Genomic DNA, 26,350 nt, shown 5'->3' on the forward strand with positions numbered 1-26,350 from the left:
CCGTGTGCGAGGGTCAACCGGCGGCGGGCAGGTGGACGAGGAACCGGCAGCCGGGGCCGGCGTTGGCTACCTCGACCCGACCACCGTGCGCCTCGACCAGGCCGCGCACGATCGCCAGGCCGAGCCCGCCGCCGGCCGGCGGCGGCTCGGGACGGGGTCCGGCCCAATTGGGCAGGTACGCCGGCCCGATCGGCGACCCCGCTCGGGGCGGGCCGGCGGGAGCGGGGCTGCGCGCTGTTTCGCCCCGGAACGCCACGTCGAACACCCTCGGCAGGTCCGCCTCGGGAATACCGCCGCAGGTGTCGTGCACCGCCAGCCAGGCGGCACCGCCGTCGCGGCCCGCACTGACCTGCACCACCCCGTCGTACGGGGTGAACCGGATCGCGTTGCGAAGCAGGTTGCCGATGATCCGGGCCAGTTCCGGCTCGCTGGCGGTGACCGACGGCCAGCCGCGTTCGGCGGCGACCAGCCGGATGCCCCGCGCCCGGGCCAGCGGCTCGGCCGACGCCAGGGCGTCGGAGACCACCTCGGCGAGGGGCACCCGGCGCAGCGACAGCCGCAACGCGCCGGCGTTGATCCGGGACAGTTCGAACAGGTCGTCGACGAGTTGGGTCATCCGGTCGGTCTCGGCCCGGATCCGCCGGTGGTAGTCGGCGACGGTGGCCCGGTCGGCGACGACGCCGTCCTCAAGCGCCTCGGCCATGGCCCGCAGCCCCGCCAACGGCGTCCGCAGGTCGTGCGACACCCAGGCGACCAGTTCCCGCCGGTTCGCCTCGGCCTGGCGTTCCCGCTGACGCAGCTGGTCGGCCCAGACCGCCTGCCGGGCCAGCCGGGCACCCAGCCACCAGCCGACGGCCAGGCTGACCGCTCCGGACGCGGCGAGCACCAGGAGCACCACGTCCCGGTCGTGGACGGACAGGAACATCGCCTGGGCCGCGCCGACGACGCCGGCGAGGACCGCCAGTACGGTGACGGTGAGCAGGACGGTCAGGTGCACGACGATGCTGTGCCGGCGCAGCAGCCGCAGCGCGACCGCGCCCGGCACACCGATCAGCAGTGACGCGCCCAGCCCGATGGCGAACACGGCGAGGACGTCGCCGGTGGGCAGGTCAGGCATTGCCGGCCGCCGGTTCGTAGCGGTAGCCGACGCCCCAGACGGTGACGATCCGTAGGGGTCGGGCCGGATCCCGTTCGACCTTCTCGCGCAGCCGTCGCACGTGGACTGTCACGGTGGACTGGTCACCGAAGTTCCAGCCCCACACCTGGGCGAGCAGTTCCTCCCGGCGGAACGCCTTCGCCGGATGGCGGACCAGGTGCAGCAGCAGGTCGAACTCACGGGTGGTCAGCGCGAGCTCGGTGTCGCCGAGCCGGGCCGACCGCCGACTGGTGTCCAGCGCGAGCTCGCCGTCGCGGACCACCGGCGGTTCACCGCCGACCGGGCCGGGGGGCGGCCCGGAGCGGCGGAGCACCGACTGTACCCGCAGCACCAGCTCCCGGGGCGAGAACGGCTTCGTGACGTAGTCGTCGGCACCGAGCTGCAGGCCGATCACCCGGTCGGCCTCCTCCCCAAGTGCGGTCAGCATGATCACGGGTACGCCGCTGGCCTGCCGCTGCAGCCGCCGGCACACCTCCAGCCCGTCCAACCCTGGCAGCATCAGGTCCAGTACCACCAGGTCGGGCCGGCACTGGTCGACCGCGGCCAGCGCGGCGACCCCGTCGGCGGCGCGGGTGACCTGGTAGCCGGCTCGTTCCAGGTACCGGCGGACCACATCGGACACGGTGGGATCGTCGTCGACGACGAGCACCCGTAGGGACGGTCCGCCGGTGGTGGGCGCGGCCATGGCTGTCAGGCGGTCAACTCGGCTGCCCCGAACGACACCGAGAAGCGTTTGCACCAGATGGAGACGCTGGTCAGGCTGGTCAGGTCGACGTCGGCGGGGATCTCGTACACCTGGTCACCCCGGTTGCCCTTGAGCCGGTCCAGCTCGGCCCACTGCCCGTCGTCGAAGACGAACCAGCCGTCGCGGCCGTCCAGCACCGGCTGGTCGGAGAGCCAGACCCGCAGGTCCGGGCCGTTGGAGGTGGCGAAGTCGCGGAACACGAGCTGACGGCGGCCGTCGGCCAGCTCGACGACCTGGGCGGTGCCGCTGGTCTCGTGCTCGTGGGTGACGAACTCGCCGGAGGCCAGCAACCGGTTCCCGGCCGGTGACGGGCTGGCCGGTGCGGCGCTGGGCGATGCGGACCCGGGCGACGCGGACCCGGTAGCGGCGGGGTCCGGTGCCGGGGTGCCGGTCGCCGCGATCTGCACCTGCGGCAGCGCCTCGTCGACCACGTCGTCGGTGAACAGTTTCCACGGCTGGAACCAGTAGCCGCCGAACGCGAGTCCGGCGGCTACGACGACGGCGAGCAGCCAGCTCAACGGGTTGGCAAGGAGTCGTTTCCACACGCGGATCAGCCTACGGCGGCAGCGCCCGGCCGACCGTAGTTGATCTCTTGCGAAAGTCTTACGGTCGGCGTACCGGCAGGTCAGCTGGTTGCGACGGCGTACGCGAGCAGCAGCAGCGCGACGGTGAGCTGCCCCGCGCCGAGCACGGTCAGGGTGTTGCCGACCGACCACTGTCCGGGGCGGCCGATCCCGGCGTGCAGAAAGAAGCCGCCGGACTGGCTGATCGTGCCGGCGGCCAGCAGCGCGCCGACTGCCCAGGTGTACGGGTCGGACAGTCCGGCGCGGGCGGCGATGCTCAGTGCGGTCAGGGTCAGCACCAGCAGCACACCGGCGTGGGCGTGGCCGGCCCGGAACAGCGACAACTGGAAGTCGGTCAGTTTTCGGGCGGCGGCCAGCCGCATCAACGAGTAGCCGCCGAACATCACCGTCGGGACGCTGACCAGCGCGATCACGGTCAGCCATCGGTCCGCCGTACTCATCAGGGGTGCTCCTCGGGGTCGGAACTGCACGCGCCCGCTATCTTGTCACTGACAAGATAGCCGCTCCGGGTAGCATCTTGTCAACGGAAAGATAACGGGAGGCGCGATGCGGCAACAGCCGTACCACCACGGCGACCTGCGTAGAGCCCTGCTGACCGCCGCCGCCGAGGCGATCGCCGAATCCGGGGTGGCGGCGCTGAGCCTGCGCGACCTGGCTCGACGGGTGGGGGTCTCGCACGCCGCCCCGACGCACCACTTCGGCGACAAGACCGGCCTGCTCACCGCGATCGCCACCGAGGGCCTCGACCTGCTGGCGACCCAGTTGGCGGCGGCCGGCGGTGACATCCTCGCCGCCGGCCAGGCGTACGTGCGGTTCGCCGCGTCCCACCGGGCGCACTTCGAGGTGATGTTCCAACCGAGCCTGCTGAACTTCGACGCGCCGGAGCTGGTCACCGCGCGACAACGGGCCGGCCGCGCGCTACGGGCCAGCCTGGACGACGCCCGGGTGCCGGCCGGCGACCGGGACAACGCCCGCCTGGCGGCCTGGTCGATCGTGCACGGCTTCGCGACCCTGTGGCTGTCCGGGGCGCTGCCGCACGACGCAGACGACGACCCGGCGGCGCTCGCCGGCCCGGTGATCCGACTGCTCTTCGAGCCCGCTCCTGATCAGCATACTTGACAGATTGAGTGCATCGCGTAAAGCTTGTCTCGCCTGTCAAGTAGACGGAGAAGCGAGGGGTCAGCGTGGCTGCATGGTCATTCGATGACATTCCCGACCAGACCGGCCGGGTCGCGGTGGTGACCGGGGCGAACACCGGCATCGGCTTCGAGACCGCCCGGATGCTCGCCGGCAAAGGCGCACACGTGGTGCTGACCTACCGGGACAAGGGCAGGGGCGAATCGGCGCTGGACCGGATCCGGGCCGGTCAGCCAGCCGGCACAGTGACCGGGGCCGAGCTGGACCTGGCCGACCTCGACTCGGTCACCGCGTTCGCCGACGCCTACCGCGCCGACCACGACCGGCTCGACCTGCTGATCAACAACGCCGGCGTGATGGCACCGCCGCTGGGACGCACCCGGCAGGGCTTCGAACTACAGTTCGGCACCAACCATCTCGGCCACTTCGCGCTCACCGGCGAACTGCTGCCGCTGCTCGACGCGGCACCGGCGGCCCGGGTGGTGACCGTCTCCAGCCTGGCCCACTGGACCGGCGGCATCGACATCGACGACCTCAACTGGCGGCAACGCCGCTACCGGCCATGGGCCGCGTACGGACAGAGCAAACTCGCCAACCTGCTGTTCACCCTGGAACTGCAGCGCCGGCTGACCGAGGCCGGGTCGACCGTGCGGGCCGTCGCCGCCCATCCCGGCCTGACCTCGACCGAGATCGGCCGCCACCAGGGCCGGTCCACCGGCGAGAGCCGGTCGCGGGTCGAGCGGATGATTCGGATGCGACCACCGGCCGGGGCACTGCCCAGCCTGCGCGCCGCGACCGATCCGCAGGCCGCCGCCGGCAGTTACTGGGGTCCGGCCCGCCGGTTCGGCGCCTCCGGGCCACCCGCGCCGGCCCGCAGCTCCGCACGGGCCAAGGACACCGTCATGGCCAGCCGACTGTGGTCCGAGAGCGAACAGCTGACCGGGGTGGCGTACCCGTTCTCGGCACTGGGACGTACGGAGCGCCCGGCGTGACGCCGGGCAGTACCCGACGGGACACCATCGCCGACGCCGCGATCGACGTGTTCATCCGGTACGGGTTCCGGAAGACCTCGATGGACGACCTGGCCCGCGCGGCCGACATCTCCCGGCAAGGGCTCTACCTGCACTTCAAGACCAAGGACGAGCTGTTCGTCGCCGCCGTGGACCGGATGGTGACCGGCGTGTGCGCGGCGACCCGGGCGGCCTTCGCCCGCGACGACCTCGACCCGCCCGGGCGGATCCTCGCCGCGTTCGAAGCGTGCCAGGGCCCGTCGGTCGGGGCCGCGGTGCACGGCAACTTCGAGGAGCTGCTGAACACCGCGGCCACGCTGCGCTGCTCGCTGGCCGAGCGGATCGAGCGCGGGCTGGTCGACGGGGTCGAGCAGGTCCTGGCCGACAGCGGGGTCGCCGACCGCTGGCGGACAGCCGGCCTGTCCGCCCGGGACCTGGCCGAGCACCTGCACGCCACCTCGTTCGGCTTGAAACACAAGCTCTCGTCGGTCGACGAGTACCGAAACGGAATGCAGACCGCCGTGACGATCGTGTTCGCCGGCGGCGAGGCCCTGACCCGGGAGTGACGATGACACCGTGGACCTTCGACGACCTGCCGGACCAGAGCGGCCGGACCGCCGTCGTCACCGGCGCGAACTCCGGCATCGGCTTCGAGACCGCCCGGATGCTCGCCGCCAGAGGCGCCCACGTGGTGCTCGCCTGCCGGGATGCCGGACGGGCCGGCACCGCGGCCGACCGGATCCGCGCCGAGCAACCGGTCGGCACGGTGCGCTGCGCCCGGCTCGACCTGGCCGACCTCGACTCGGTGGCCGAGTTCGCCGAGGCGATGCACGCCGACCACGACCGGCTTGACCTGCTGATCAACAACGCGGGGGTGATGCTGACCCCGTTGCGGCGCACCCGGCAGGGCTTCGAGCTGCAGTTCGGCACCAATCATCTCGGCCACTTCGCACTCACCGGTCGGCTGCTGCCACTGCTGCTGCAAGCCGGCGCCAACGCCCGGGTGGTCACCGTCGCCAGCAACGCCCACCGCGCCGGCCGGATCGACTTCGCCGACCTGAACTGGCAGCGGCGTCGCTACCGGCGGTGGGCCGCGTACGGGCAGAGCAAACTCGCCAACCTGCTGTTCACCCTGGAGCTGCAACGTCGGCTGGCCGGAGCCGGGTCTCCCGTACTGGCGACCGCTGCCCATCCCGGGTGGACCGCCACCGACCTGGCCCGGCACACCGGTGGCTTCGTCACCGCCGTCAGCCGGTTGATTGCGATGAGGCCGCGCGACGGAGCGCTGCCGACGCTGCGCGCCGCCACCGACCCGGCGGTCGACGGTGGCAGCTACTGGGGGCCGGGCCGGCTGTTCGACATGGTCGGCCCGCCGGTCGCCGCGCGTCGCAGCCCGGCGGCCGACAACGCAGCCACCGCTGGCCGGCTGTGGACGGAGAGCGAGAAGCTGACCGGTGTCGAGCTCACAGTCGCCGAATAGCCGCAGCCGCTTGCGGCCGGGCCGCCAGGTCGGGCAGCAGCCGGTTGACGGCCGCCGACCTGCCGAACACGACACCCTGGAGCTGAGACCGGCGACGGTACGGACGAGACCGCCGACCTGGTCCACGTGACGCTACTCGGGCAGCGCATCCTGTCCCGCAGTCGCTGACCGGCTGTCGGTGTGAGTGGAGGCGCAGGTCGCCTGGCTGAGCGCGGTGACAGTCTGGATGACCGTCGGGTCGGTGGCCCGCGCGTCCGGGCGCACCGGGGTGCCCTTCGGGCCGAGCACCGTACCGCTGGGCAGGTCGGCGGTGGCGGCGGCGATGGAGCTGCGGGCGGCATCGGTCGCGCTGGCCCGGAACAGGTTGAGGTAGATCAGCGGGAAGGCCAGCCGGGCTGGCATCGGGAACAGGTCCGCGCGCATCGACCGGCCCATGTCGGTCGCGCTGGCCCCCGGGTCGGCGGCGAGCATCGTGACGCCGGTGCCGGCGAGTCGGTCGGCCAGACCCATCGTGTACGCGAGGTTGGCCAGCTTCGCCCGCCCGTACGCAGGAAAGCCGTAGTAGCGCCCGGCCATCTCGACCCGGTCCAGCGGGGTGCGGTCGGCGAGCCGGATCGCGCCCGAGGTGAGGTTGACGATCCGGCCGTGCCCGGCGGCAATCATGTCGTCGACCAGCAGCTCGGTGAGCAGATAGCCGGAGAGGTGGCTCATGGCGAAGGTCGCCTCGATGCCGTCGACGGTGTGCCAGTGCTGCCGGTAGATCCCGCCGACGTTGTTGACCAGCAGGTCGAGCGGGCCGGCGGCGCGGGTGTCGTCGGCCAGGGCGCGGACGGCGGACAGTGCGGAGAGGTCGGCCCGGATGAACCGGGCGGGTACCGGACCAGCGGCGGAGCGGGAGCCCGTGGCGGCGGCGCTCACCTGCTCGCGGGCGGCGTCGCCCCGCTGCTGGTCGCGCCCGACGATCGTGACGGCGTAGCCGTGGCCGGCCAGGGCACGGGCGGTGGCCAGGCCGATGCCGCCGGTGCCACCGGTGACCAGGGCCCGCTTCGTTGACTCAGTCATGACTAAAAAAATAGTACTAGCTACTGAGTTTTAACAAGTGTGCCGCTGGATACAGTGGCGACGTGCAGGTCGAGCAGGACGTACTGCTGGCCGCCGTGGGTCGGCTGCGGGGGCGCTGGACGCTGCACATCGTGCACGCGCTGCTCGACGGACCGGCCGGCTTCAACGACCTGCGCCGGGCGGTCCCGGCGATCGGGCCGAGCACTCTCGCCCGCCGGCTCGGCGAGCTGGAGGCCGCCGGCATCGTCACCCGTACGGTGATCGACACCACCCCACCGGGCACCCGCTACGCGTTGACGCCGACCGGCACCGGACTGCGCCCGGTGCTCGCCGAAATGGCGGCCTGGGCCGGCGACACCAGCGACCCGGACACCCGCCACCACCAACTCGACGACCTGCTGTCACTGATGCAGGAACGCTGGATGCTTGAGCTGCACTGCGCACTGCTGGTCGGGCCGCGCCGCTTCACCGACCTGACCCGCGACACCGGGGTCAACCAGGTCACCCTCACCCAGCGCCTGGCAGACCTGGAGCGGCGCGGCCTGATCCAGCGCCTTGCCGACGGCAGCTACGCGTTCAGCGCCGTCGGCGATGGCTTCCACCGGGTCGGCGAAGCCCTCGCCCGTTGGGCAGCGGCTACATCCGGCACCCCCATCAGCTGACCGGTCAGCGGTGGTGGTAGGCCGTTGCTACCGTCAGCCGGCGTGGACGGGCACCGCGATCCTCGGCTTCCTGCTCCCCTGCTTCAAGGGCAGCCCACGCCGCCAGTGGTGGTACTCGGGCTGGAACTACCTGACGGTCGCCATCGTCGCCAGTCTCTGGCCCGGCGCAGCGTCGAACTCGCGCTGCTCGCGGCCGGCACCACGACCGCTGGCCTGTTCATGGCAGGTGCCGTCGCCGCGGTGACGCTCGGCGGCCTGCCGGAGCGCTGGCCGCCACCCGCCGCTGACCTGGCTCGGCCCGGCCCGGCCCGGCGCGGCACTAACCGGTTGTGGCCCGGCACGTCGGTCGACATAGGCCTGACGTGTTCGACGCGCTGACGTCCGGGTTGCTCGCCGGCTACGGCATCGCGGTCCCGGTCGACGCGATCGGGTCCTGATCGTCACCGTCTCTGCTCAGGTGTCGCTGCGGCACGGCGCGGCCGTCGCCCGACTGCTCGACCCGGCGACCGGCATCCTGCGGGCAGCCGCCGCCGTGGTGCTCGCCGCGAACGCGGTACGCGGAATCGTCGTAGCGATGCAGGCCCGTCGAGCGGCGACCGAAGCGCCGCAGTCGGCACCGGCGCGGTCGATCGCCCGGACGTACGCCGCCTTCGTCGGGCTGACGTTGCTCAACCCGATGACCATCGTCTACTTCGCCGCTCTCGTGGTCGGCCACCAGGGCGGAGCGGCAGATTCGACCAGCAGCCTGCTACTCGTCGCAGCGGTGTTCGTCGCAGCGGCCAGTTGGCAGGTCCTGCTGGCATCTGGTGGCGCGCTTCTCGGCCGCGCGCTCGCCAGCCCACGCGCCGGCTGGTGACGGCGCTGGTCGGCAACGGCATCATCGGCCTGCTCGCCATCCGCCTAGCCTGGCAGGCCAGCCTCGGCTGAACCGCCACTGCCGCACCGACCACCAGCAGCAGTACGGCCTGGGCGAAGGCCGGCCCGGAGGAGGCATCGGCGATCGGCCACGCCCACCAACGCACCAGACCACCGTCACCGGTGCCGAACAGCGCACTGACGATCACCGCGCCGACCGGCACCACCGCTGCAAGCCGTGCGCCGACGAACGGGGCGACGATCTGGGCCAACCCGAGGCAGCCGATGAGATTACGCAGGTAGCCGGGGCCGAGCTGCCACCAGCCGACCGCCGAGGCGACGCCGACTGCAACCGCGGTCATCAGCGTCATCGCCGCGGCGACACCGAGGTCGCGGGCGGCCACCGAACGTACCGCCGTGGTGTCCAGGTCACCGCTGCTGCGGTCGATGCCGTGCCAGAGGACGACGATCGGGACAAGCGGCAGCAGCAGGGCGAACACAACCGGCACCAGCAACGCCCCGGCCAGGCTGGGCAGCGGCAGCACCTCACCGCCGATCACCGTCGCGGCGGCCAGGCTCGCGGCGTACGCGACGGTCACCGTCGTCAGGGCGCGGGTACGCCACCACCAGATCACTGCGGATCGTCCGACGCGAAAAGTTCCGGGTCGAGGCGCGGCACGGTGGTGCAGTCAGCCATCGGCGCGAGGTTGGCTCGGTACCAGGCAGCCTGCCGGTCCTCGTCGAGCTGACGCACCCGTACCGCCAGGTCGATCAGCTCCGGCGGCGCGACCGGGCCGAGCTCCGACGCCGGTACGCCGGCCGCCAGCGCCATCCACACCAGCAACGCCGCACGATTGTGGGCACCGGGCCACTCCCCCTCGGCCGCGCAGGCGGGCACGGTGTCCGGGACGATGCTGGAGACCAGACTCAGCACCGCCGTCTGCGGGTCCGACTCGGCGGGCAGGACGATGAAGACAGCGTCGGCCGCGTTGCTCTCCTGGCTGGTCACCGTCTCGGGCAGCGTGACGCCGACCGCAGCGAGCCGGGGATACGCCGACGCCAGCGCCGGATGGATCGCATCCCGGGCCGTCTCCTGCTCCGGCCACAGGCACAGCGTGGGCCGTTGCCCGACGCACTGTGGCGCTCCGGCGCGCGGGCCGCCGGAAGACGGGCCGAGCGGTGCCGCCACGGTGACCGCGACCACTAGCAACGCGGTGAAGCTCAACGCACCGCCGACGTGAGCCGGGCGGGCGCCGGCAAGGGCGACCAGCGTGCCTGCGCCGATACCGACGGCGAACAGGGCGGCGGCCAGCAGCGCCCGCGCGTCCGGCTGCTGATCGATCGCACAGCAGCTTTCAAAGGACAGCCCGTTGATGTGGCGGATCCAGAACGGCTCGACGGCGGCCGGGTAGGCCAGCCAGATGTAGGAGCCGCCCAGGCTGACCGGCAACGCGAGCGCGGGCGGCAGCCAGCGACCGAGCCCGTATCCGACCACGGTGTGCCCTACCATCACCAGCAGGTAGACGCCGACCAGCCCGAGGTGCGGACCGCCGGGCGCGCCGACTGCGGCAGGGGCGGTCGACAGCACCGCCGCGACGACCCCGGCCAGCCCCATTACCAGCGTCGGGCCGACCGCAACGAAAACGACTGTCCACATCGGCCGAGCGATGGTCTGTGTGTCGATACCGCCGCTGCGGTGCCGCATCCCCTCCCAGGCGGCGCAGACCGCGCAGAGCGGCACCACGATGAACAGCATCAGGTTGGCCTTGGCAACCGCAGCCGTCCAGTAGCCGGGCGTGGCCGTTTCGACGACCGCCGCACCTTGGAACAGCACGAGGGCCAGCATCGGCACGGTCACGTAGGTCTCGGCGCGGCTACGCCAGGGGTAGATCGTCCGCATGGCGCCGTGCGCGTCCGCGCTCATGCCTCGGCGCCGATGAACTGCACGTAGGCGTCCTCGGCCTGCCGGGACGGCTCGACGCCAGGCCTGGCCCGCGCCAGGAATGCCGGCACCTCACCGTGGAACCGGATGACACCGTCGTCCAGCACTGCCACGTGCTGGTAGATGTCGCTGATGTCTTCGGTCTGGTGCGTCGACACGAGCAGGTCAACGTCGCCGACAACTGAGTTCAGCACCTCGCGCAGCACCCGCCGCTGCTGCGGGTCCAGCCCGGCGGCCGGCTCGTCCATGACGATCAGTTTCGCGTCGTGGACGAGGGTCTGCGCGATCCCGACCCGACGGAGCTGACCGCCGGAGAGCGCCCTGCTGGGCCGTTCCGCCAGGTCCTGCAGGCCGACACGGCCCAGGGCGCGGGCCGCGTTGACCCAGGCGTCACGGCGGTTGAGGCCTTTCAGCCAGCCGGCGTAGGCGACCTGCTCCCGCACCTTCAGGCCGGGCATCGCGGCGACGTGCTGTGGCAGCCAACCGACCGAGCGGCGGTACCGCGATCGGGTACGCCGGACATCGCTGACCAGGTCACCGACTCGCACCGTGCCCGCGTCGGGCTGCAGCAGCCCCACGATCAGCGACAGCAGCGTGGACTTGCCAGCACCGTTGGGGCCGAGCAGCACGGTCGCACCGGGCTCGAACTCGACGGTCAGGGCACGGAACACCGGGATGTCCTTGCGATACCGGAAAGAACAATCCGCGATCAGTACGGGCACAGGGTCAACCTCTGGAGGCATGAACACGGCAGACATGGGGCGGCAAGTCAGGACCTTATGGCTGACTTGCCACCCCATCCTAGATGATCAAGGCATCAGGTCAGTAGTAGGTGGTCAGCGAGTTTACGTTGACTCGCCAGCCGGAGGTCGATCCGTTGATCTTCTTGATGGTCCAGTGGTAGCTACCGACGTCGGTCATCCGACCCCAATTGAACGTTCCACACGACGAGGTGCGCTCGCCGTATGTCACATCGGGGAGCGGCCACGTCCTGTTACGAGCAAGGTCGAGAGTAGTGTTCTGGTAGGTTCCCGCTACCACCGAACAACCGGACCACACCGTACGAGTCGATGCCGAGTCACTGTTGTTGTCGGTCCAGTCCCGGGATGTGAATCCGGTAAGGGCATCGCTCACACTACTCGACCAACTTCCCTCAGCGCGCACCGGCGACACCAAGGTCAAACTGAGCACCAAGCCACCCACAGCAACAGTTACGACCTTCGCGAGTCTCTTCACTGTTCCCCGCTTACTTTGGAAGGACAACGAGAGCTGGCCAGCGGTTAAATTACTCGGCGCGGTGTCCACACATGTCAACACCCTTCGATCACCGTTGATCACTGGCCATCAGCGACGATCTCAAGCACTCGAGGCCTGGCCTCAGGGAACACAGGAAGACCGCCACATAGGAGCACACACGGTAAAGCCAAGGTGACAACAATCACATGTTGCAACCGTCCAATGGCTTGATGTTGCTTGCCGCCGCCGCGCCGATCATCACGATCCTGTGCGATGCCGGAAAGAACAGCCCGAGCAGTACGTATGCCAGGTCAGCGATCGGTCGTACCGTTATCCCATGGTCCACGCAGGACGTTACCTCCACATGAGCAATGCTCTCGGAGCGCCAAGGCACCAGGACCTCGGGGCGCGGGCCACCGCAGGTCGTCAGGTCGCGGGTGGGCGCAGACGCAGGGCGGCGACGGCGGCTGGCAGGTCGGCGGCGGTGGCGACCCGGCGGGTGGTCTCGGGACCTTCACGTACGTGCACCTCACAGTGGGACGCGGCGAGCGAGACGATCACCGTCTCGCCGGCGTAGTACCCCGCGAGCAACGACAGCAACGGCACCAGGTCGGCAGGCGTCACCCAGTCGCCGGGGTCGCCGTCGGCTGCCGGCGTCGGCACATCCTGCGGTACGCATTGCGGCACGTTCTGCGGTACGGCGATCGCGGTCGACGGATCGACCGGCACCGCCGAGCGGGTGGCGCCGCACACGTACTCGACGGCCTGGGCGAGCGCGTGCCCAAGGGTGGGCCGGTGCGGGTAGGCCCGCAGGCCGATCGCGGCACCGGGCGCGGCGAGGTACGCACCCCACGACACCCCCTGCATGCGGTACGGCGTACCGGCGTCGTTGCGGTGGTCGGCGACGGTGACGATCAGCGCCAGCCCCAGCCCGTACGCCAACGCGAGCACCCGCGCCAGCGGTGGCGCGTCCGGCTCGGCGGCGTGCAGCAGCACCCGGCCGCCGGGGTGCCCGTTGGCGACGTTCGCCAGGTACGCGGTCAGCAGGTCCTGCCCAGGGTGGTCGAGGGTGACGTGGCCGTACCACAGCTCCTGCACCAGCAGGACCTCGTACTCGTCGAGCGGCGCGAGCTGGTCCGGGCCGATCGGCTGGCCGCGTACCGTCAGGTCGCCGACGTGGAACGGGAGCCGGAACTGCGGCGGCACCTGGTGGATGGGTTTGCCGCCCGGCTGGCTGCCGATCTGCGGCACCACGGCGGTGGCTTCGTCAGGCAGTGCCCAGTTGAGGTGGCGGGCCCAGTGCTGCCCGTCGGTGACGGTGACGACGGCACCGTGCCGGATGCGCAGCGTGTCGCCGCAGCTGAAGCAGCGGCTGAGGCCGGCGGCGTACCGGCCGCTGCGCCCGGCACCGCCGCAGTAGCGGCACTCCGGGTCGGCGGCGGGCGCGCCGACGGTGCAGACGCAGCGGCGCAACCCCTGCTCCGGTACGCAGTACGGGCAGGGTTCGGACGGGATCGCCGGCCCCTGCCAGCTGGGCGGCGGCGGCTGCCACGAGCGGGCGAGCTTGTCGACCGTACGCCGGGAGATCTGGCCGGTGGTGCGTTCGGTGAGTTCCTCGACGACAGCGACCACCCGCAGGCTGGTGTGCCACCAGCGGCCGTCGCGCCAGATGGCCTGCGCGCCAGGGGTGGCCTCACCCGTGCCGACTGAGGTGCAGTCGGCGATCATGCGGCGTTCGAGCTGGTCCAGGTCGAGTTTCGGCGGCCCGATCGGCGGGCCGGGTCGGCCGGGGCGCAGGTAGTGGGCGGGTACGTCGACACCACGGTCGCCGATCCCGGTGGCGAGGCGGGTCGCGTCGGCGGCGACGATCGCCGCGTCGAGGCTGTCGGAGCTGCCGACACCGCTGGCGAACGCGTCGCCGACGCCGGTGTCGGGCAGTTCGAGGCGCAGCTGCCAGCCGTAGCGGTCGTCGCCGTACGGATCGGGCCGGGTTTCGACGACCAGGTCGAGGCAGAGCAGTTCGGCGAGGGCGCAGAGTCGGCCGAGGTGGCGGGCCGGGTCGGGGCGGTCCGGCGGGGCGGTACGGCCCAGCCAGAGCTGCCACGGGTGGTACGTGTAGTTGGCGATCGCCGCCGCTTCCAGGGCGTGTCGCCGTGCCTGCGGCAGGTCGGGTCGCCAGTCGCGGGGCAGCACCAGCCCGCCGACGAGAAGTTCCCGCTCGGGTGCAGCCGGGTCGTAGAGGTGGTCGGCGCCGACCCGGTCGGCCAGTTCGGTGACGACGGCGTCGAGGTCGAGCCACCAGCGGCCGGCGCGGTGCACCGGGTCGAGCGCGCCGGGCACGATGTTGACGGAGGCGACGGCGGCGGTGTCGGCGTTGGCGACGGTGTAGACGAGTTGGGCGCGGCGGCGGCCGAGCCCGGCGCAGCGGTCGCAGGTCACGCAGTTCGTGCCGGTGCCGAGACAGACCTGACAGTCGCGGTACGCCGTACCGCCCGGGTTGCCGGCGGTCAACTGGTCGTCGTCGACGATGAGATGGTCGCCGTACCAGGTGCAGCTGCACCGGTGGGAGGTGACGCCACCGCCGTCGCAGGTGGTGCAGTCGACGACGGTGACGCCAGGGTTGTCGGGCTCGGTCACCGGACGGCGGCCTGGTTGATCGTGGCCTGGTTCATCGCGGCCTGGGTGGACTGCCAGCGGCGCAGCGCGTCCTTGATCCGGTTGTTCTGCTCCCAGGTGCGGTCGAGTTCGGCGTAGAGGACACCGAGGTCGTAGGCGACGCGGTCGAGGAACGCGCCGACTTCGACCGGGTCGAGGCCGCGGGCCGTGACGCCGACCGGGCGGAACCGTTGGTTGCGCACCTGCCAGGGCCGGATCGGCCGGTACGCCGCCGAGCGCATGTTGGTGCCGGGCACCCGGTGCACGCCGGGGTCGCCGCCGGCCGGCCAGCGGCTGGGCGGGGTGGACGCCATCCGCCGGCGTCCCCAGCGGACCCGCATCCGTTGCCAGATCCTTCGCATCATCAGTGCTCCTCCCCTGTGTGGTGCGGTGATTGCTTTGGTGGTGTGCGTGGTGGATGGGGGTGGCCCTGCCCCTTGCCGACTCGGGCGGGGCCACCCCCGCCCCGATCACCGCAGCCCTCCTTGGCGGTACGGCGACCGGGGCAGACCTTGGTTCCGCCGCGTGAGCTGCGGAAATCCGGATCAGGCGCAGTCGCCGAGGTCAGCGGGCGCGCTGCCCGGCCCGGTCGCCCTCGGGGCAGCGGTGCGGGGCCGGACGTCGGCGTCACCGCGCCGGGCGTCGGGCATGAGCACCGGCGGCGGTACGTCGACCGGCACCTGCAGTGGGCCGGTTCCCGGGTCGTCCCAGTCCGACCCACACGACCGCCAACGGTCGTCATCCATCTGCGTCACGGCTAACTCCCCTCCTCCGAAGATGTGCGCGACTGAGAATCACCCATCCCCCTTACGGGTGTCAAGTGCATCAAGTTGACGGGGCTGCTAGTCGTCACCTCCGTACGTTCATTGACATGCGGTTGGCCGGGATGTCCGAGATCCAGCAGATGCTCGGTGGCGTCTCCCGCCAGCGGGCATCCGAGATCGTCAACCGTCCGTCGTTCCCCGCACCGCTGGATGTCCTCGCCACGGGCCGCATCTGGTCCCGCGACGCGGTCGCCGAGTGGATCCGCATCCACCGACCCACCCAACGCGAGGACTGAGATCCCCTCATCACGTCAGAGACAACTGGACGACCGCCCTCGCCGGCACCATGTGAACACCCGTGCGAAATTCGAGCCTTCGTGTGGCCATATGCAGCGTCAATGCCTGACCGGTACCGTCCAAGGTAGTCACTTGGGAGGGGTGCTCCGTGAACGGATCCAACGATGCTCTGGCCTCGCTCATCACCGAGGCGGGCTTCTCGTGGGCCGGGCTGGCCCGGCGGGTCAACGGCCTCGGGGCGGACGAAGGGCTTGCCCTGCGCTACGACTACACGGCGGTGCACCGTTGGGTAAAGCGCGGCGAACGTCCGCGACCGCCGGTGCCGACGCTGCTGGCACGGGCGCTCAGTGAACGTCTGCGTCGCCGGATCACCCCGGCAGACTTCGGCATGACCGACGAGGAAACCCTTGCCGCTCGCGGCCTGCAGTACGCCGACCATCCGCGTACCACAGTCGACACGATCATCGACCTCGGCAAGGCTGACGTCGCGCGCCGCAACATCGTCAAAGCCCCATTCGTACTCGCCGCGCTCGGGGCACCGAGCCGGGACTGGCTGCTCGCCACCCTCGACGAAACATCGACGGAGCGCGGCCCCCGGCAGATCGGGATGCGGCAGGTGGCCGGCATCCGGGAGATGTTCGCCCTCTTCCAGGAGCTGGACGTGATGCGCGGCGGCGGCCACGCCCGTACCGCCCTCGTCGAGTACATGCAGAGCTACGTCCTACCGCTGCTCAAGCGGGAGCACGAGCCGGACGTGCAGCAGGCGCTCTACGAGGCAGCCGCCGAGCAGTCGTACCTCGTCGGGTGGATGGCCTACGACGACGGCGAACATGGCCTCGCCCAGCGCTACCTCATCCAGGCGCTCCGGCTCGCCCAGGCCGCTAACCACTCCGCGCTCGGCGCGCACGTCCTCGCGGGCATGTCCGACCAGGCCAACCTGCTCGGTCACCCCCGCGAAGCACTGATGCTCGCCCGCGCCGGCCGCCGCGGACTCGCCGACGGCGACTCCGCCGCCTGCCTCGCCGACCTGCACATCCTCGAAGCCCGCGCCCTCGCGGCACTCGGCGAATCAGCACCGGCGGCCGCCGCCGTGGCCAAGGCCGAACAGACCTTCGCCCGCGTCGACCACGACGACGAACCCGTCTGGGCCAGATTCATCGACACCCCATACCTGTACGGCGAAGCCGCCCACTGCTTCCGCGACCTCGGGCAACCCGACGAAACCGTGCGCTTTGCCACCGAGTCCGCCGAAGGTGCCCGCCGGCAGGGCCGCGCCCGACGTGCCGCCCTCAGCCACGCCGCCCTGGCCACCGCCGACCTCGACCGGTCGGACGTCGAAGCCGCCGCCAACCGCGCCGCTCATGTCGTCGAGTTGGCCGCCTCCGTCAACTCGTCCCGCACCATCGGAACCGTCAAAGACCTGCAACACCGCATGAAGCCGTACGCCACCCTCCCCGAGGTACGCCACTTCACCACCCGCGCCACCGAACTCCTCGGCCTAGCCGCCTGACGAAAGCGCATGTCGCAGCCCTCAGCGGTTCAGCCACCAGGCAGGCCGAAGGCCAACACGTGCAGCAGGCCGACGATCGAGCCGGAGCCCAGGATCTCGTTCCGGTCGAGAAGCCCTCGGCCGCCAGCCGGTCTCCTCTTCGACCTCGCGTGCCACGGCCGTCTCCGGGCTCTCGCCCTCGTCGACGATCCCACCGGGAAGCTCCAGCCCCACTGGTCCGACACGAAGCGGTGCCGCCACAGCATCAGCACCTGATCGTGATCATTGACGACGACGCCGATGGCGGCGCGGAACAGCCGTACGACATGGTGCTCGAACCGCTCGCCGCCGGGAGGACTGGACGTCAACCAGGTCGAGGCTAATCCAGGGCCGGCGCTCGTACACGGCCCGTCGTCCAAACACGTGCCAGCGATGGGCGTCGGCCTGCTCAGGACTGCGGTCGCCGCCAGTCCGGCCCAGCAACGGCCGTTCGTCACCCGTCGCCTTACCCATGCCGGCCAGACTATCCATACAGCCCGAGAGAAGTGCAGCCCTCTCAGCCACACCGCCCGGGCTGCCGCCGACTCGACCGCCCGGCTCGGGTTCCTCCGAGGAATCCCATGGCGCTTCCGGAGACCTGATGCCACAGGTGCATCTTGATGCACCTGTGGCATCAGGCTCAACCAGTACCCCAGCCCAAAGGGGCGGCATTGCGCACACGGGATAGAGGCGCACGTCGCCGGCCCACCCCGGAGACTAATGACAGCCGCGTCCCGCGAACCCATGATGACGATCGATGCCGGTGATTCCCACCGACGGCGCCCGGGTCTTCCTCGGCCAGGTGAGCTGGACGCCCCCATCACAGCCGAAATCCGGCGCGATGCTCATCATCGCGGCGCTCGGCAAACGGACTCGCACCCTGCCCGGCTTCATCTCCACCACGTCGAATCGACCGGACCGGGTCGGATCAGGCCCTCCGGCGATGTCCTCCTCGTCTCGTCGGGCGACGCCACGCCGGTCACGTACTCCTTCGTCCTGCACCCGGCACATCCGCAGACCCGCCGGAGTTCGCGATCGCGTCCGCTCCCGCCGCCGTCGACGACCTGATGGTCGCCCTGATCAGCGTCGGATCAGGCTGTTCGCCATGTCGATGACGGCTTCCTCAGCCGGCCGAGGCTGCCAGCCCAGCATCCGACGAGCCTTCTCGCTCGACGCCTCGCGTACCGCACCGAGCTCAGGCAGCACGAACGCGATCCGCGGGCTGAACCTGGCGGCGAGACGCACCGCCCAGTCCGGCAGTACCCGCGTCGAGACCCGGTCAGCCCCGTCACCGAGCCGGGTACGCAGCAACACCGCGATGTCCTGCATCGACATGGTGCCGGCGCTGGCCAGGAACCGCTCGCCGGCCGCCGCCGGATCGGTCATCGCCCGTACGTGCAGGTCCGCGACGTCCCGTACGTCGACCACACCGATGTGGATCCGGGCCAGGACGGGCTGGCGGCCGGTCAGCATCCGGTCGATCTGATCTGACCACAGGGACTTGTCCGGTCCGAGGGCCGGACCGAAGATTCCGACCGGATTCACCACCGCCAGCTCCATGCCTTGGCCGTCCTTACGCACGAAGTCCCAGGCGGCGCGTTCGGCGAGCAGCTTCGACTTCGCGTACGCGGAGACCTGCCCCTGTTCCGGATCGGTCCAGTCCTGTTCGGTGAACAGCCGCTTGTCTGCCGGGTGGCCGTACTTCACCGTCACGATCGACGACGTCAGCACCGTACGTTTGACCCCGGCCGTACGTGCCGCGCCCAGCACCCGCAGCACCCCGTCGCGTGCCGGCCCGATGAGTTCGTTCTCGTCGCGGGGCTCGGCCAGCGGCACCGGAGAGGCGATGTGGAGTACGTAGTCGCATCCGGCCACCGCCTCGGCCCAGCCGTCGTCGGTAGTGAGGTCGGCCACGGCGAAGCTGAGCGCGTCACCCGGTTCCGTTCCCCCCGCCTGCAGCATCGTGCGTAGGTCGGCGGCACGACCCGCCGAACGCACCGTGGTACGCACCCGGTACCCCTGCAGCAGCAGCCGTACGACACAGTGCGCCCCGACGAAGCCGGAGCCTCCTGTCACCAGCACCTGCTCGCCACTCATTGCCGACTCCCGACACCACTCGCGCTGTGGACGGGCATGGCGCCCCGCCCCGGACTGCGCCGAAGGTACCGGTGACACCTATGTCTGCGACCGGGCTGGGCCGATGTTCTCGGGCTTGCGACAGCACCGGTGGTCGCGGGATCGACGGATCACCTATCCTGCTGAGCTGCTGGTGCCCGCAGCCGGCGGCCCACCCCGCTCTCGCCGACAACCCCGGCGGCCCCGTGGCCCGGCAGTCCCGAGAGGGTTGCACGACCGGTGAAGATCGACCCGCGCGCCGTTTGGCAACGTGAGAGCAATCACGTGGGCAGTCGCTTTTTTCGATCCTGTGAACAGCCCCTGGCCACCCCGCCTTCTTAACATAGTTCATTCACGTTTCAAGAAGTCTTGGCATTGGCGAACGCCGACACCCGTGCTCTCATTGCAGCAGACGGGGCTCGAGCACTCAGTCCGGCCACAGCGCCCGGTGATCCCGGCAGCTGACAAGCTGGGCAAGCCGTCGATTCACCGGTAGTCCATGCGTCACCGCGCCCAGGAGGCCAGTTTCTCCTATGTCCAGACTGCACCGATACCGTCGCCAGGCATTCGCGACAGCCGCAACTTCCGCACTTCTGGTAGTTTTCGCCGCCACCCCTGCGATGGCACAACCGACGACTTCTCTCGCTCCCCTGCTGCCTGCCGAGAATGGTACGCCAAATGGTGGCTACATTGTCGTTCTCAAGGACCAGCCGCTCAAGGGCGGCGCGGCCAACGACCCTGTGGTGGTCGCCGAGCGGGTTGGTGGCCGGGAGGTCCACCCGTACACGACGGTGCTGAACGGATTCTCCGCGAAACTCGACGCCGACGCCCTCGAGGCGGTGCGCGCCAACCCGAACGTCGAGTACGTCCAGGCCGACGCGGTGATCCAGGCCGTCGAGCCCGTGGTGACCGGCGGTGGCGCGACCACCCAGCCCAACCCCCCTTCATGGGGTCTGGACCGCGTCGACCAGCGGAACCTCCCGCTCGACCAGGAGTTCAGCTACGACACCGACGGCACCGGGACCACCGTGTTCGTCCTGGACAGCGGGATCCGTACCACGCACGACGATTTCGGCACCCGGGCGCAGTGGGCCTACGACGCGGTCAACGACGGCAACAGTCCGGGCGACTGCCACGGCCACGGCACGCACGTCTCCGGCACCATCGGCGGCACGACGTACGGCGTCGCCAAGGACGTGCAGATCCGCGACGTGCGGGTGTTGGACTGCTTCAACTTCGGCACCGACGCGGACCTGATCGAGGGCATCGACTGGGTGGCGACGAACGCACCGCCGCGCTCGGTGGCGAATCTCAGCCTGCAGAACTACGGCAGCGTGGTGAACACGGCCGCCCAGAACATGATCGACGCCGGGGTGCTGGCGGTGTTCGGGGCGGGCAACAACAACAGCGACGCCTGCAACAACAACCCTCGGTCAGCGGACGGCATCGTGGTGGGCGCGACCACCATCACCGACGGCCGGTGGTCCAGCTCCAACTACGGCTCCTGCATCGACGTCTTCGCTCCGGGCAACAACATCACCTCGGCCGGCAACAGCGGCGACAGCGCGGTCGCCTCCAACTGGTCGGGCACCTCGATGGCCGCTCCGCACGTGACCGGCTGGGTGGCCCGCTATCTGGAGGCCAACCCGAGCGCGACGATGGCCCAGGCCAAGGCGGCGCTGCTGGGCGCCGCGACCAGCAACGTGCTGACCGGCATCGGCGCCGGGTCGCCGAACCTGCTGCTGTACGCCGACCCGGGTAGCACTGTGACCGACACCGTCGCGCCGTCGACCCCGGGCACGCCGGTGGCGTCGGGCGTGACCGCGACCTCGGCCACGCTCACCTGGACCGCGTCGACCGACAACGTCGGGGTGGTCGGCTACGAGATCGAGCGGGCCACCGGCGGCGGTGGGTTCGCGTCGGCCGGCACCTCGGCGACGAACTCGTTCACGGCGACCGGGCTGACCCCGGGGACCAGCTACCAGTTCCGGGTACGGGCTGAGGACGCCGCCGGCAACCTGTCGTCGTTCTCGTCGGCGGTCACCGTCAACACCCCGACGGGGGCGGGCACCTGCCAGGTCTCCTACGCGGTCAACAGCGGTGGCTCCACGTTCACCAGCAACATCGTCATCACGAACACCGGCACCAGCACGATCAACGGCTGGACCTTGGCCTTCGCCCTGCCCAGCGGGCACTCGTTCGGCAGCGGGTGGTCCGCCACCTACGGTACGAGCGGCCAGGACGTCACCGCGACCTCGTTGACGTGGAACTCGACGCTGCTGCCGCAGGGCACGGCGAGCATCGGGTTCAACGGCACCGGTTCCGGGACCGCGGAGCCGACCGCGTTCACCCTGAACGGGACGCCCTGCACCGTCGTCTGACGACGGGCCGGACCATCACCTGACAACTGAACGGTCAGGTTGATCAGCTGGTTCAGCGGGTCGGGCACCGGAGGCACCGGTGTCCGGCCCGCTGACGCCGTCGCCACCACCGCCACCGCCGCCGATGGCGTCGCCGGTTCCGCTGGTGCTGCGCAGGCTCCAGATGATCGACACCGCGATGGTGACGACGATGACCCCGAGGGTGACCGGGATGGGCAGCTTGCCGACCGGGGTCTCGGAGAGGATGAGCTTGACGCCGGCGAAGGCGAGCAGCACCGCCAGGCCGTAGTGCAGGTGCACGAAGCGGCGCAGCAGGCCGGCGAGGCAGAAGTAGAGGCTGCGGAGCCCGAGGATGGCGAAGGCGTTCGCCGTCCAGACGATGAACGTACTGGTGCTGATGGCCAGGATCGCGGCGATCGAGTCGATGGCGAAGATCAGGTCGGTGGCCTCGACCGCGATGAGGACGACGAACAGCAGGGTCGCGACGCGCTTGCCGTCGCCCCGGGTGAAAAACTTCTCGCCGTGGTACGCCGGGTCGGTGGGGATGGCGCGGCGGACCAGGCGGACCACCGGGTTGCGGTCCGGTGGGGTCTGCTCGTCGTGCCGGAAGGCCATCTTGTAGCCGGTGTAGATGAGGAACGCGCCGAACAGGTACGCGGTCCAGAAGAATGCCTCCAGCAGTTCGGCGCCGACGAAGATGAACACCAGCCGGAACACGAGGGCACCGATGACGCCCCAGAACAGCACCTTGTGCTGGTACGCGGGCGGGACCGCGAAGTAGCTGAATACCAGCGCGAAGACGAACACGTTGTCGATGGACAGCGCCTTCTCGATTAGGTAGCCGGCGTAGTAGGTGCCGGCGACCTCGCCGCCCTGCCAGGCCCACAGCAGTACGCCGAACAGCAGGCCGGCGGCGATCCAGACGCCGGACCAGATGGCTGCTTCACGGAAGCCGATGACGTGGTTGTCACGGTGCAGGAACAGGTCGACGGCCAGCATCGCGGCGACCGCGAGCATCAGCGCGGCCCAGACCCACCAGGAAACGGTCAACGGACAGACCCTTCGCCCGGCCGACCCGTGGTCAGGGCCGGCGCTACTGGACGAAGGTCTCCCCGGGCCACCGGGTGGCGGCTGCGTCGCCGGGGCGCGGCAGATCCGGGCCCGTGCTGACGACGACGCGGTGGTACTCGGGTACTCCCCCTCGAACTACGTACCAGTATTCGCGAAGCGCGATTCGCGTGTCAAGCTCCGGGCAGCCAACCGGCACGGCTGGCGGATCGCCGGACCTGCGATCCGGCTTTCCCGTACTGTCCTACGTACATTGCGTCCGAAGGCTGTTGCCTTCGAAGAAGTGCGACGGCGAGGGACGCGCGATGAGCGAAGGGGACGGCGGGTCAGCATGTCGGTGCCAGCCTCAGCCGATCCCGGCGCACAGCCAGCCGCCCGGAGCTGGACCTTCCTCACGAACCATGCGCACGTGCTGCTGGCCGTCGCCCGGGACCCGACGGTACGGCTGCGCGACGTAGCCGCATCCGTCGGGATCACCGAACGCGCGGCCCAGAGCATCGTGGCCGACCTGGAAGCCGCCGGCTACCTGCGCCGTACCCGGGTCGGCCGCCGTAACCAGTACACCGTCGACCCGACCGGGCACTTCCGACACCCCGCCGAAGCCAACCGGCAGATCGGTGACCTGCTCGACCTGTTTACCCGGCAATCAGACCGACCCGGGCCGGAGCAGGCACGGCCCGATCCGCCTACCGGAGGCTGATCCGACTTCCTACCAAGGTCGTAGGTCGAGTGTGACCCTACGCCAGATGGCGCTGGCAGCACCCTGGTTTTGTTGGCCCTCGCCGGTACGGGATGGTTCGCTGTCGATTTCATGCTGCTCGCGCCGGACATCTCCTACTGACCGGTGCGAGCTGCCCGTCCCGAGGCCGGCCGGACTGCCCGTCGCGGCCCGCCCCGACCTGGAACAGAGGATGCTGCACACGATGTACGACCACATCGAGGACCGGCCGTTCGTCCGTGACTGTCTACTCGCGACCGGCGTCGCCGCGCTGACGTTCACGATGCTGGCGGCAGTGTTCTGGGTGGTGACGCCGCCGAGCGAGTTCGCGCTCACCGCGGCGCGGGAGTGGCTGCTGGTCTGTCTCGCCGTCGGGCAGGCGCTGCTGCTGTGCCTGCGCCGGGTCCACCCGCTGCTCTGCCTCGCCGCCGTCGTCGGCGTCCAGGTCGTGATGATCGCGTCGTCTCCACCGGACGCGACGATCCGGGGATTCGCACCGTTTGTCGTGGCGTACACCATCGCGGGTCTGCCGCCGGCCCGGCGGTCGTTCGCGCTGCTCGGCGCGGCGGTGGCGGTCGAGGTGGCGGTCGAGGTGGCGGCGGCGGTCGGCGCCGCCGCGGTGAGCACGCCGGGCCTGTTGCTGCCGGCGGTCGGCCCGGCCGGGTCAAGCGTGCTGTCCTACCTCGGCGGCGCGTTCGTCGGCAGCTACGTCGCCACCCGCGGACGCTACGTGCGGTTGCTCCGTCAGCAGGCCGCCGAGTCGGTTCGGACCCAGCAGGCGAAGGTACGGGCGGCGATCGGTGTGGAACGCACCCAGATGGCTCGGGAGCTGCACGACGTCGCCGCGCATCACCTGTCCGGCATGGTGGTGCAGGCGGCGGCGGTGCAGCAGTTGATCGACCGGGATCCGGCCGCAGCGAAGGAGGGGGTGGCCTGGATCCGGACGCAGGGCAAGGCGACGTTGGACAATCTGCGGTTGGTTGTCGGGGTACTGCGTGCCGGCCCGGCGGACCCGGCCGACGGCGCCGGTCCGGGACGGGACGGCGAGGGCGCCGTTCCGGTGCCCGGACTGGCCGTGCTCGACGAACTTGTCCGCACCGCCCGGGGCCTGGGTACGCCGGTCGAGTTCAGCGTCAACGGGCCGCCCCGGCCGGTGTCGCCGATCGCCGACGTCGCGCTCTACCGCACGGTGCAGGAGGCGCTGTCCAACGCCCGGCAGCACGCGCCGGGCGCGCCGGTCCAGGTCACGCTGCATTGCCTGTCGCGTGAGGTGTCGCTGGCGGTGGTTAATGCCCCGCCGGCCCGACACCCGGAGCCTGCGGTACGGATCAGCAGCGGTGTCGGGCTGGTCGGCATGCGGGAGCGGGCCCAGCTGATCGGTGCCCGGCTCGCGGCCGGGCCGACCACCGACGGCGGCTGGTCGGTCGCGGTGATGCTGACGGACAACGGAGGTGAGCGGTCGTGACCAGGGCGGAAGCCGGGGCTGATGCCGGTGCCGGGACGATCCGGGTGATGCTGGTGGACGATCAGGCGGTGGTACGGGCCGGTTTCCGGGTGCTGCTGGAGCAGGTCGCCGACATCGAGGTGGTGGCGGAGGCGTCGAGCGGGTCGTCGGCGGTCACCACCGCCCGGCGGCTGCGTCCCGACGTGGTCTGCATGGACGTACGGATGCCCGGCGGCGACGGGCTCACCGCGACCCGGCAGATCCTCGCCGACGCGGCCGGGTCGCCGCCAGCGGTCTTGGTGGTGACCACGTTCGACCTCGACGAGTACGTCTTCGGCGCGCTCGAAGCCGGGGCCAGCGGATTCATCCTCAAGGACTGCGAGCCCGAGGACCTGATCGACGCGATCCGCCGGCTGGCGGCCGGCTACGGTCTGGTCGACCAGACGGTGACCCGCCGGGTAATCGCCGAGTTCGCCCGGCGACGTCCGGCGGCACCGCCTGAGTCGGCAGCCGCGCATCAGTCCAGGACCGCGTCGGCCTCGATTTCGACCCGCACGTCGGGGGCGTACAGCACCTCGACGCCGATCAGCGACGACGGTGGGAACGGCTGCGGGATCGCAAGCTCGTCGGCGACCCGCGCGACGCCGGCCATCAGGTCGTCCATCTGCTCCGGGGTCCAGTCGGTGACGTAGAACCGCAGCCGGACCACGTCCGCGAAGCTCGCGCCGGCACCGGCGAGACCGCGCGCGGTGTTGCGCAACGCCTGCGCCACCTGGTCGGCGAGCTCGTCGGCGTCGCCGACCGGCTTGCCGTCGGCGTCGCGCCCGACCTGGCCGGCGACGTGCACCTGGCGACTGCCGGTGGCGATCGACACGTGGTGGTACGGGACGGGCTGGGCCATCCCCTCCGGGGACAGCAGCTGCACGGTGGTCATTGCGGGTTACCCTTCGTCGAACACGGATGTCATCAGGTATCAGATGTCTACCTGGTATCCGAAGGGAACTTCAACGATACTAGGTGTCATGCCGGAAACCACCCTCGCGGAAGCCGACTCCCCGATCAGCGTTGACGCCCAGCTCAGTGCCGACTCCCCGCTCAGCAGGGACCAGCGGGAGCTGCTCGACCAGGTGCTGGACAAGTGGTCGTTGCGGGTGCTCGAGACGCTGTGCGGGCGGCCGCTGCGGTTCAACGAGCTCCGCCGGGAGATCCCGGCGGTCACCCAGAAGTCGCTGACCGCCACGCTGCGCCGGCTCGAACGCAACGGCATGGTCGAACGGGTCGTCACCGGCACCCGCCCGCTCGCCGTCGAGTACCGTATCGCCCCGCTGGGCAAGACCCTGCAGGACCTCGTCGACGCCCTCTTCGGCTGGACCGCCGCCAACTACGCCGAGGTTGAACGCGCCCGCCGCCGCTTCGACGATGAGGTGACGCAGGCAAGCGTGAAGCCGTGACCGGCCGCGCCCCGCCGCCCGATGTCGAGGGTGAGCGCCTGCCACGAATTGACGACCGGA

27 protein-coding genes and 2 pseudogenes are annotated in these 26,350 nt (G+C 70.6%); 14 read left to right on the top strand and 15 right to left on the bottom strand.

Annotated elements, in window-relative coordinates; translation table 11 throughout:
* Positions 1-13: 13 nt before the first annotated feature.
* The 4 genes from ACXAHD_RS02695 to ACXAHD_RS02710 all read right to left on the bottom strand — a co-directional run bounded on the left by ACXAHD_RS02695 (position 14) and on the right by ACXAHD_RS02710 (position 2,925).
* The gene (locus ACXAHD_RS02695; protein WP_281551478.1) at positions 14-1,117 is read right to left on the bottom strand and encodes a sensor histidine kinase; all 1,104 of its coding nucleotides are present in this window, start codon (positions 1,115-1,117) and stop codon (positions 14-16) included.
* Positions 1,110-1,841, bottom strand: coding sequence for a response regulator transcription factor (locus ACXAHD_RS02700; RefSeq protein ID WP_281551479.1), 732 nt, complete (start codon positions 1,839-1,841; stop codon positions 1,110-1,112). Before ACXAHD_RS02700 ends, ACXAHD_RS02695 begins: the two co-directional genes overlap by 8 nt.
* A 5-nt stretch (positions 1,842-1,846) precedes the next feature.
* Positions 1,847-2,446 carry a DM13 domain-containing protein gene (locus tag ACXAHD_RS02705; protein ID WP_281551480.1) on the bottom strand — a complete coding sequence of 200 codons (600 nt, stop codon included), beginning with the start codon at positions 2,444-2,446 and terminating at the stop codon, positions 1,847-1,849.
* An 80-nt stretch (positions 2,447-2,526) separates the two neighbouring features.
* Positions 2,527-2,925 carry a hypothetical protein gene (locus tag ACXAHD_RS02710; RefSeq protein WP_281551481.1) on the bottom strand — a complete coding sequence of 133 codons (399 nt, stop codon included), beginning with the start codon at positions 2,923-2,925 and terminating at the stop codon, positions 2,527-2,529.
* A 106-nt stretch (positions 2,926-3,031) separates the two neighbouring features.
* On the opposite strand from ACXAHD_RS02710, the gene ACXAHD_RS02715 reads away from it, so the two are divergent.
* From ACXAHD_RS02715 to ACXAHD_RS02730, 4 genes are all read left to right on the top strand, one after another.
* Positions 3,032-3,604 carry a TetR/AcrR family transcriptional regulator gene (locus tag ACXAHD_RS02715; protein WP_289211252.1) on the top strand — a complete coding sequence of 191 codons (573 nt, stop codon included), beginning with the start codon at positions 3,032-3,034 and terminating at the stop codon, positions 3,602-3,604.
* Between the two features lie 65 nt (positions 3,605-3,669).
* Positions 3,670-4,614 carry an oxidoreductase gene (locus ACXAHD_RS02720; RefSeq protein ID WP_281551483.1) on the top strand — a complete coding sequence of 315 codons (945 nt, stop codon included), beginning with the start codon at positions 3,670-3,672 and terminating at the stop codon, positions 4,612-4,614.
* Positions 4,611-5,198: a TetR/AcrR family transcriptional regulator gene (locus tag ACXAHD_RS02725; RefSeq protein ID WP_281551484.1), complete on the top strand. Its 588-nt coding sequence runs from the start codon at positions 4,611-4,613 to the stop codon at positions 5,196-5,198. The genes ACXAHD_RS02720 and ACXAHD_RS02725 overlap by 4 nt, the downstream gene beginning before the upstream one ends.
* 2 nt (positions 5,199-5,200) lie before the next feature.
* Entirely contained in the window at positions 5,201-6,112 is a 912-nt protein-coding gene (locus tag ACXAHD_RS02730; RefSeq protein ID WP_289211253.1) for an oxidoreductase, read from the top strand.
* A 132-nt stretch (positions 6,113-6,244) separates the two neighbouring features.
* On the opposite strand, the gene ACXAHD_RS02735 is transcribed toward ACXAHD_RS02730, so the two are convergent.
* A complete protein-coding gene (locus ACXAHD_RS02735) occupies positions 6,245-7,174 on the bottom strand; it encodes an SDR family NAD(P)-dependent oxidoreductase (RefSeq protein ID WP_475048375.1) in 930 nt (309 codons plus the stop codon).
* A 62-nt stretch (positions 7,175-7,236) separates the two neighbouring features.
* Between ACXAHD_RS02735 and ACXAHD_RS02740 the strand changes: the two genes are divergently transcribed.
* The 3 genes from ACXAHD_RS02740 to ACXAHD_RS02750 all read left to right on the top strand — a co-directional run bounded on the left by ACXAHD_RS02740 (position 7,237) and on the right by ACXAHD_RS02750 (position 8,692).
* Positions 7,237-7,836 carry a winged helix-turn-helix transcriptional regulator gene (locus ACXAHD_RS02740; protein ID WP_281551487.1) on the top strand — a complete coding sequence of 200 codons (600 nt, stop codon included), beginning with the start codon at positions 7,237-7,239 and terminating at the stop codon, positions 7,834-7,836.
* Positions 7,837-7,878: 42 nt separating this feature from the next.
* The gene (locus ACXAHD_RS02745; protein WP_281551488.1) at positions 7,879-8,214 is read left to right on the top strand and encodes a hypothetical protein; all 336 of its coding nucleotides are present in this window, start codon (positions 7,879-7,881) and stop codon (positions 8,212-8,214) included.
* A 157-nt stretch (positions 8,215-8,371) separates the two neighbouring features.
* A complete protein-coding gene (locus ACXAHD_RS02750; protein WP_475048418.1) occupies positions 8,372-8,692 on the top strand; it encodes a LysE family transporter in 321 nt (106 codons plus the stop codon).
* A 21-nt stretch (positions 8,693-8,713) separates the two neighbouring features.
* Here ACXAHD_RS02750 and ACXAHD_RS02755 read toward each other — a convergent pair.
* From ACXAHD_RS02755 to ACXAHD_RS02780, 6 genes and pseudogenes are all read right to left on the bottom strand, one after another.
* Positions 8,714-9,326 (bottom strand): annotated as a pseudogene (locus ACXAHD_RS02755) (hypothetical protein).
* A complete protein-coding gene (locus tag ACXAHD_RS02760; protein WP_281551491.1) occupies positions 9,323-10,615 on the bottom strand; it encodes a DUF7224 domain-containing protein in 1,293 nt (430 codons plus the stop codon). The pseudogene ACXAHD_RS02755 and the gene ACXAHD_RS02760 overlap by 4 nt, the downstream one beginning before the upstream one ends.
* Entirely contained in the window at positions 10,612-11,304 is a 693-nt protein-coding gene (locus ACXAHD_RS02765; protein WP_475048379.1) for an ABC transporter ATP-binding protein, read from the bottom strand. The genes ACXAHD_RS02760 and ACXAHD_RS02765 overlap by 4 nt, the downstream gene beginning before the upstream one ends.
* Positions 11,305-12,295: 991 nt before the next feature.
* Positions 12,296-14,506 carry a hypothetical protein gene (locus tag ACXAHD_RS02770; RefSeq protein WP_289211257.1) on the bottom strand — a complete coding sequence of 737 codons (2,211 nt, stop codon included), beginning with the start codon at positions 14,504-14,506 and terminating at the stop codon, positions 12,296-12,298.
* The gene (locus tag ACXAHD_RS02775) at positions 14,503-14,766 is read right to left on the bottom strand and encodes a DivIVA domain-containing protein (RefSeq protein WP_281555697.1); all 264 of its coding nucleotides are present in this window, start codon (positions 14,764-14,766) and stop codon (positions 14,503-14,505) included. Before ACXAHD_RS02775 ends, ACXAHD_RS02770 begins: the two co-directional genes overlap by 4 nt.
* Positions 14,767-15,069: 303 nt before the next feature.
* A complete protein-coding gene (locus tag ACXAHD_RS02780) occupies positions 15,070-15,279 on the bottom strand; it encodes a hypothetical protein (RefSeq protein WP_475048382.1) in 210 nt (69 codons plus the stop codon).
* Positions 15,280-15,395: 116 nt separating this feature from the next.
* On the opposite strand from ACXAHD_RS02780, the gene ACXAHD_RS02785 reads away from it, so the two are divergent.
* Positions 15,396-15,584: a hypothetical protein gene (locus ACXAHD_RS02785; protein ID WP_281551496.1), complete on the top strand. Its 189-nt coding sequence runs from the start codon at positions 15,396-15,398 to the stop codon at positions 15,582-15,584.
* 149 nt (positions 15,585-15,733) lie between these two features.
* On the top strand, positions 15,734-17,095 hold the full coding sequence (locus ACXAHD_RS02790) for an NsdA family TPR-like regulatory protein (protein WP_289211259.1): 1,362 nt from the start codon (positions 15,734-15,736) through the stop codon (positions 17,093-17,095).
* Positions 17,096-17,116: 21 nt separating this feature from the next.
* Here the strand turns inward: ACXAHD_RS02790 and ACXAHD_RS02795 are convergent, their stop codons facing one another.
* Positions 17,117-17,335 (bottom strand): NUDIX domain-containing protein, encoded by a 219-nt coding sequence (locus ACXAHD_RS02795; protein WP_348651180.1) that lies wholly within the window; start codon positions 17,333-17,335, stop codon positions 17,117-17,119.
* Positions 17,336-18,193: 858 nt separating this feature from the next.
* The gene (locus ACXAHD_RS02800; protein ID WP_289211260.1) at positions 18,194-19,210 is read right to left on the bottom strand and encodes an SDR family oxidoreductase; all 1,017 of its coding nucleotides are present in this window, start codon (positions 19,208-19,210) and stop codon (positions 18,194-18,196) included.
* Positions 19,211-19,848: 638 nt separating this feature from the next.
* Between ACXAHD_RS02800 and ACXAHD_RS02805 the strand changes: the two genes are divergently transcribed.
* Complete coding sequence (locus ACXAHD_RS02805) at positions 19,849-21,609, top strand: S8 family serine peptidase (protein ID WP_475048386.1); 1,761 nt, start codon at positions 19,849-19,851, stop codon at positions 21,607-21,609.
* A gap of 15 nt (positions 21,610-21,624) precedes the next feature.
* Here ACXAHD_RS02805 and ACXAHD_RS02810 read toward each other — a convergent pair whose 3' ends face one another.
* Positions 21,625-22,659, bottom strand: coding sequence for a TerC family protein (locus ACXAHD_RS02810; RefSeq protein ID WP_475048388.1), 1,035 nt, complete (start codon positions 22,657-22,659; stop codon positions 21,625-21,627).
* Positions 22,660-23,008: 349 nt separating this feature from the next.
* Between ACXAHD_RS02810 and ACXAHD_RS02815 the strand changes: the two genes are divergently transcribed.
* From ACXAHD_RS02815 to ACXAHD_RS02825, 3 genes and pseudogenes are all read left to right on the top strand, one after another.
* Positions 23,009-23,377, top strand: a complete 369-nt coding sequence (locus ACXAHD_RS02815; protein WP_289211262.1) for a helix-turn-helix transcriptional regulator — start codon at positions 23,009-23,011, stop codon at positions 23,375-23,377.
* Between the two features lie 211 nt (positions 23,378-23,588).
* Entirely contained in the window at positions 23,589-24,860 is a 1,272-nt protein-coding gene (locus ACXAHD_RS02820; protein WP_281551504.1) for a sensor histidine kinase, read from the top strand.
* A 47-nt stretch (positions 24,861-24,907) separates the two neighbouring features.
* Positions 24,908-25,237 (top strand): annotated as a pseudogene (locus tag ACXAHD_RS02825) (response regulator); the annotation flags it as partial.
* Between the two features lie 119 nt (positions 25,238-25,356).
* On the opposite strand, the gene ACXAHD_RS02830 reads toward ACXAHD_RS02825, so the two are convergent.
* Positions 25,357-25,773, bottom strand: coding sequence for a RidA family protein (locus tag ACXAHD_RS02830; protein WP_281567278.1), 417 nt, complete (start codon positions 25,771-25,773; stop codon positions 25,357-25,359).
* A gap of 88 nt (positions 25,774-25,861) precedes the next feature.
* Here ACXAHD_RS02830 and ACXAHD_RS02835 point away from each other — a divergent pair, with 88 nt between their 5' ends.
* The gene (locus tag ACXAHD_RS02835) at positions 25,862-26,290 is read left to right on the top strand and encodes a winged helix-turn-helix transcriptional regulator (RefSeq protein WP_281551506.1); all 429 of its coding nucleotides are present in this window, start codon (positions 25,862-25,864) and stop codon (positions 26,288-26,290) included.
* The last annotated feature ends 60 nt before the right edge of the window (positions 26,291-26,350 follow it).

It is taken from the genome of Micromonospora sp. ABR4_055, from assembly GCF_056160425.1.